At 58.3% G+C, this 5,867-nt stretch carries 6 protein-coding genes; 1 reads left to right on the forward strand and 5 read right to left on the reverse strand.

Annotation, left to right across the window (positions count from 1 at the left end; translation table 11 throughout):
• Positions 1-570 (reverse strand): SDR family NAD(P)-dependent oxidoreductase (locus BA066_06330; GenBank protein RDD53071.1); only part of this gene is annotated, 570 nt, incomplete at its 3' end.
• A 258-nt stretch (positions 571-828) separates the two neighbouring features.
• Between BA066_06330 and BA066_06335 the strand changes: the two genes are divergently transcribed.
• Positions 829-1,287, forward strand: a complete 459-nt coding sequence (locus BA066_06335; GenBank protein RDD53072.1) for an Lrp/AsnC family transcriptional regulator — start codon at positions 829-831, stop codon at positions 1,285-1,287.
• An 11-nt stretch (positions 1,288-1,298) separates the two neighbouring features.
• On the opposite strand, the gene BA066_06340 is transcribed toward BA066_06335, so the two are convergent.
• The 4 genes from BA066_06340 to BA066_06355 form a co-directional block, all read right to left on the reverse strand.
• On the reverse strand, positions 1,299-1,598 hold the full coding sequence (locus BA066_06340) for a hypothetical protein (GenBank protein ID RDD53073.1): 300 nt from the start codon (positions 1,596-1,598) through the stop codon (positions 1,299-1,301).
• Between the two features lie 11 nt (positions 1,599-1,609).
• Positions 1,610-3,085: a CoA-acylating methylmalonate-semialdehyde dehydrogenase gene (locus BA066_06345; protein RDD53074.1), complete on the reverse strand. Its 1,476-nt coding sequence runs from the start codon at positions 3,083-3,085 to the stop codon at positions 1,610-1,612.
• The gene (locus BA066_06350) at positions 3,086-4,396 is read right to left on the reverse strand and encodes an aspartate aminotransferase family protein (GenBank protein ID RDD53075.1); all 1,311 of its coding nucleotides are present in this window, start codon (positions 4,394-4,396) and stop codon (positions 3,086-3,088) included.
• Positions 4,397-4,829: 433 nt separating this feature from the next.
• Positions 4,830-5,492, reverse strand: coding sequence for a phospholipase D family protein (locus tag BA066_06355; GenBank protein RDD53076.1), 663 nt, complete (start codon positions 5,490-5,492; stop codon positions 4,830-4,832).
• Between the last annotated feature and the right edge of the window lie 375 nt (positions 5,493-5,867).

Consider the following 5,867-nt stretch of genomic DNA (forward strand, 5'->3'; position numbering starts at 1 on the left):
CCCTCCCCCCACCTCCCTCCCGGCCCTGGCGTGGAAGGCGGTCCTCACGAGCCCCGGGTAAACTGAGATCAGCCTCACGCCCCTCTCCCTGAGCTCATCCCTCAGTGCCTCGCTCGCGTAATGGAGGGCCATCTTCGTCGCTCCGTAGAGCGGGAGATCCGCCAGAAGCACGTGAATACCGGCCGTTATCACGTTGACCACCGTTGAGCCCTCACTCATGAGGGGAAGGAGCTCCCTCGTCAGGAGGACGGGCGCCAGGAAGTTCACGAAGGTCATCCTCACTATATCATCTTTCTCCATCTCCAAGATCCTCCTGTAGGCTCCGAAGCCAGCGTTGTTGACCAGGATCTCGATGGGGCCGAGGTCCGATAACCTCTCCCTTATCAGGCCGAATGACCTCGGGTCGCTCAGGTCGCTCCGTATGAAGTCGAATTCCCTGCACTCGCGAGCCAGTCCCCTCAGTGAGGCCTCATCCCTGGATATCCCTACCACCCTCCTCCCCTCCTTGCAGAGCTCCAGGACCAACGCCCTGCCTATGCCGCTGGAGGCCCCGGTTATGACAGCTGTCATGGGGCGGTCCCTCCGGGGCCGACTAAAAAGCTGAACCGTGCCCCCGACCGGTCTCTTGGGATCCTGTTCAATGCTCACCATCATGATAATTTTAATAAGATCTCCAATATCATGAAATAATTTTTCTTTATGATCAATATCTATTGTGCTTTTTATATATTATTCAATTTTTGTGAATTTACTTGAATAAAAGTCAAGTCACCTGCATTTCGTGTGAAAACTTATTTAGGAGTGGGGCGCGCTGATGGGGGTGTCCGCTTGGAGAAACTCGATGAGGTGGACCTGGCCATACTCAAGATCCTGCAGGAGGACTGCAAGAAGAATATAGGGGAGATCTCCGAGATGCTTAACGTCCCTAAATCCACGGTTCACTACAGGATAAGCAGGCTGGAGAAGCTCGGGTTCATAGAGGGATGCTACGCTAGGGTCAACCCAGAGAAGCTCGGGAGGAGCCTCGTGGCGATAACCCTGGTCAGGGCGAGGTACAGGCCCGGGTATCACGAGAAGGTCGGGGATAAGATCAAGGAGCTTCCAGGAGTTTGGGCGGTCTACTTCGTATTCGGAGAGACGGATTTCGTCGTCCTCCTGCGCGTGGGGGACGTCAGGGAGCTCATGGGGGTCATAGAGCAGATGATGAGCATGGAGGAGATCGAGAGGACCTCCACGATGATAGTAGCTAAGGTGATAAAGGAGGATCCGAAGATAGAAATTTATTAAAAAATGAGGGATCACCTCAGGCTCACATAAATTTCCTCCATTTCCCGCCACTCGCCCCCATTTTTCCTCCATCTCCCCCTTATCGAGATCCCCTGGAGGTAGAGGTCGGTGACCACCTCGAGCTCCCTGGTGGTCGATCCCGGGAGCCTCAGGCTGAACCTCTGCAGTGAGCCGCCCTGAGGAGTCAGGGCCTCAAGCTCCACGGAGAGCTCCTCATCGCAGAGGTTGGATACCTTCAGGGGGATGTGCTCCTGATCGACCGTGTCCAGCCAGGGGCTGCCTACGACCACCTTCAGACACTCCTCGCCCATCTTCCCCTACCTCAGAACCACCTGACTATGCCCACCTTCCTGTCCGTGAAGAAGTCAACAGCGTCCATCTGCGGATGGTGGCTCCCAAGTCCCGCTAGCCTCCTGCCACCGAACGGGAACCAGCCGACCGGGGCCGCTATGCCTATGTTCACGCCGACGTTGCCCACCTGAACGCTGTGCAGGAACTCCCTGGCGTGTTTCCCGCTGGTGGTGAATATTGAGGCCGAGTGATGATACTTGTTCTTGTTTATCCACTCTATGACCTCCTCCAAGCTATCCGCTCTCATCAGATTCGCCACCGGTCCGAATATCTCCTCCCTGGCCACCTTCATGTCCGGGGTGACTCCCTCCAGCACGATGGGTCCGAGGTAGAAGCCTTTCGGGTATTCGGGGACCATAGCACCCCTGCCGTCCAGGGCCAGCTTGGCGCCCTCCTCCAGCCCAGATTCCACCATCTTTATCACGTTCTCCCTGTACCTCCTGCTCGCCATCGGTCCCATCTCGCTCCTCTCGTCCAGCCCATAACCTATCCTTATTCCCCTGGCCAGCTCCAAGAAGGCCTCCCTGAACCTCTCGTAGATGTCCCCCACGATCACTATGTTCTGTATCGCGAGGCACCTCTGCCCCGTGTTGCCGAACTTCGAGTCCCTGATGTTGTGGACCGTCCTCTCCAGGTTGGCATCCGGCATCACGACCGCGTAGTTGGCCGCGCTCCCCCCTCCCAGGAACCTCTTTCCCTTTGAGGCCGAGAGCTCGTAGAGCCTGAGGGCTGCGCTGCTCGTCCCGACGAAGGCCGTTCCCTCAACCAGGGGATGTGTGACTAGGTGCTCGCCCACCTCGTGATCGCTATATATCAAGTTCAGCACGCCGGGAGGGAGCTCCTTAGCCAGGAGCTCCATGACCAGCACCATCGGCAGGGGCGTGGTAGTGCTGACCTTTACGACGAGCGTGTCCCCGAGGGCCAGGGCGTAGGGGATGAACCAGAACGGTATCATTATGGGGAAGTTGTAGGGGCTGACCACGGCGAAGACGCCCAGGGGATCCCTGATCAGTACCTCGTCCACCCCCTTTGCTATTTCCTGCTGATACTCCCCCTTAGCCAGGGTGTAGGCCACTGATATGGCGGCCTCAACGTTCTCTATGGACCTCCTCAGGTCACCCCTGGATTCCCTTATCACCTTGCCGTGATTCTGTGTGTTCACCCTGGCCAGAGCCTCCTTGTTCTCCTCGAGCAGGTACTTCATCCTGAATATGTACTGGAGCCTGTCGGGGACCGGAAGCCTGCTCCAGGACTTGAATGCCTCGTAAGCCGATTCGACGGCCTCATCGACCTCCTCCTTCGTGGCCATGGGTACCTCCGCTATGACCTCACCCCTTCCGGGATCGTAGACAGGAGCGTAGTTGCTCGTTGATGACTCGACCCACCTGCCGTTTATGAACAGCTTGACCCTACCGTACTCCCTCCTAGGAGGTTCCAGCAGGCTCATCTAACCCACCTCCCTTTCCACCTCCTTCAGGGAATCCTCGAGTATATCGAGGCCCCTCACGAGGTTCTCCTCCTCTATTGTGAGGGGGGGATGCAGCCTTATGACGTTCAGATAGATGCCTGCCCTCAGGAGGAGCAACCCCTTCTCCCTCGCCCTGTTTATCACCCTCATCGTCTCATCAGCCGCTGGTTCCTTCGTCCTCCTGTCCTTCACTAGCTCCACCGCCTGCATGGCCCCCAGCCCCCTCACATCACCTATCAGCCCGTACCTCTCGCTCATCTCATCCAACCTCTTCCTCATGATCCGGCCGAGCCTCTCGGCCCTCTCCGGTATCCTGTCCCTCTGCATTATCTCTATCACCTTGAGCGCGACAGCGCAAGCGACGGGATTGCCCCCGTAAGTTCCTCCGAAGCTCCCCGGGCTCGTCCTCTCCATTATCTCCCTCCTGCCTATGACCGCAGACAGGGGGAGGCCGTTCGCTATGGCCTTGGCTGTGGCCACTATGTCGGGATCCACGCCGAAGTGCTCGACGGCCCACATCCTCCCGGTCCTCCCCCAGCCGGCCTGAACCTCATCGTCTATCATCAGGATCCCGTTCTCCTCTAGGTAGGCCTTTAGCTCCCTGACGTAGTCCCTGGGGGGGACTACGAAGCCCCCCTCCCCCTGGACCATCTCAATGACCAGAGCGGCCACCCTCTCCGGCGGGACCCTGCTGTGGGAGAACCACCTCCTGAGGTAGTCCAGGCACGCCAGACCGCAATCGGGATAGCTGTGCTTGAAGGGGCACCTGTAGCAGTAGGGGTAGGGTATGAGCTCCACCCCGGGGACCAGGGGATCGAAGCCCACCTTGTAGGGCTTGTACTTACCGGTGGCGGCTAGGGCGAAGCCGTAAGTCCCCCTGCCGTGGAAGGAGTTCTCGTAGGAGATGATGTAAGGCCTACCGGTGACCTGCCTGGCCACCTTTATCGCGTTCTCTATGGCCTCGGATCCGCTGTTCTGTAGGAGGACCATCTTCTCGGACGCCCCAGGGGCTATCTTGGAGAGCCTCTCAGCCAGCTCGACGTAGGGCCTGTAGTTGACCACCATGAAGCACATGTGCCATAGCTTCCTAAGCTGCTCCTCCGCGGCCCTTATGAGCTCCGGGTTCGCGTGCCCCAGGTTGGTCACGCCTATCCCGCTCGTGAAGTCCAGGTACTCCCTGCCGTCCACGTCGTATAGCTTGGCGTTCTCCCCCCTCTCCACGGTGATGGGGTGGTAAAGAGCAACCCCCCTCATCACGTACTTCTCCCTCATGGTCAGGTGCGCGTCCATGGGCACACCGGTTGACCAGGGTCCCAAAATATATAACCATTTCGGATCAGGTTCCGTAATCCAGCATTCCATTGAAAAATTGACCAGAAAAATGGGGCAACTCATCGCAGCCCATCAACGAGCGGGATCCTCAGCCGGGCCTCCCGCTCCTGAGCTCGGATGACAGCTCCATGAGCTCGGGATGAACGTACTTACCGTCCTCGATGACCGCAACCTCCCCCTGACCGTGGGGTTCAGGCAGATGCCGTCCGTGTGAGAGCTCGCAGGTCCCAGCTTCCCCATGAGGGATCTCGACTGGAGCCCTCCGGCGGGCATGGGAGGATTCCACGAGGGGACTCCCAGGCGGGGATCTTGAGGGATCACCCTCTAAAATGGGAGCATGGATGGGAGCTTGAGGCTTTCCTGAAAGCCGAGATCGGGATTGAGCGAGGGCTCACCTCCCGTAAACCCCCTTCCACATCTCCTCGAACTCCCCCTCGAATCTCTCGGCCACGCTCTCATCGGATATGATCACCAGGTTCTCATCGTTCCTCTCATCAGCCGCTACCGTGTAGTTGAAGCTACCGGTGACCACCACCTTTCCATCGATTATCGCGAACTTATCGTGCATCAGGTACTCGTTCCTGTCGAGCATGACCTCAATGCCCGCGGACCTGAGCCTCCCATACTGGGAGTAGGAGGTCAGCTGCTCCGCCTCAAGTATCACCCTGACCCTCACTCCCCTCTCCTTGGCCCTCACCAGTGCCTCCGCTATGTCTGGATGCGTGAAGGAGTAGACTGCAACGTCTATCGTCTCATTCGCCCTGTCGAAAAGCGAGATGATCGCCCGGCTGCACCCATCCTCCGGGCAGAAGAGGGCATTCACCCTCGGGCACTTGGAGCTCCCCTGAGGCTCGCGTTGCCTAAGCGAATCGAAGCCGATTATGAGGATCGCGGCCAGGAGTATCAGGAGAAGAAGACTGACCGATTGTTCTCTCATGCTCCCCCTCGAGCCGGGGCTCCTTCTGATAAAAGCCTTCCCCTCAGGGTTTATCTCGAATGACCTCACTCGAGGGATGCGAGAAGGATGGGCAGAAAGTTCAGTGTAACGGAGCATGATGCTTATTCTTCAAAGCTCTGCGGGGTGATGGGAGCGATGCTCCGAGCTCCGCAGGACAGCTTGTATGCGATCGTGCCGTTGGGCTCGACAGCAACTCAACACCCATACCTGCCAAGGGGGTTTGTGGGCGAGTGGAAGTCCCCACCGCGGATACGATATGATACAACCTTAGATGATGAGCGGTATGGATGAACGGTCAAGCTGGTGACGTCCTCTCCCGACTAAAGTCGGGAGCTTCCAGTTCTCCGGGGCCTCATCCGTCGCCGTCCGTCCCGTTTTGCTGGAAGCACACCCTACGGTGCGAGGTTCCTGCATTCGGCCTGCCTTCACGGCGTTGCGTTCCGGCCTCATCAGCCGGTCCGGGGGCGTCAC

The sequence above is a fragment of the Candidatus Korarchaeota archaeon NZ13-K genome (assembly GCA_003344655.1).
In the GTDB taxonomy this organism is placed as follows: domain Archaea; phylum Korarchaeota; class Korarchaeia; order Korarchaeales; family Korarchaeaceae; genus Korarchaeum.

Excerpts from the sequence above, each read along its gene's own strand:
- BA066_06355 (RDD53076.1), bottom strand. The coding sequence starts at position 5,492 with ATGCTCCGTTACACTGAACTTTCTGCCCATCCTTCTCGCATCCCTCGA.
- BA066_06340 (RDD53073.1), bottom strand. The coding sequence starts at position 1,598 with ATGGGCGAGGAGTGTCTGAAGGTGGTCGTAGGCAGCCCCTGGCTGGAC.
- BA066_06350 (RDD53075.1), bottom strand. The coding sequence starts at position 4,396 with ATGGACGCGCACCTGACCATGAGGGAGAAGTACGTGATGAGGGGGGTT.
- BA066_06345 (RDD53074.1), bottom strand. The coding sequence starts at position 3,085 with ATGAGCCTGCTGGAACCTCCTAGGAGGGAGTACGGTAGGGTCAAGCTG.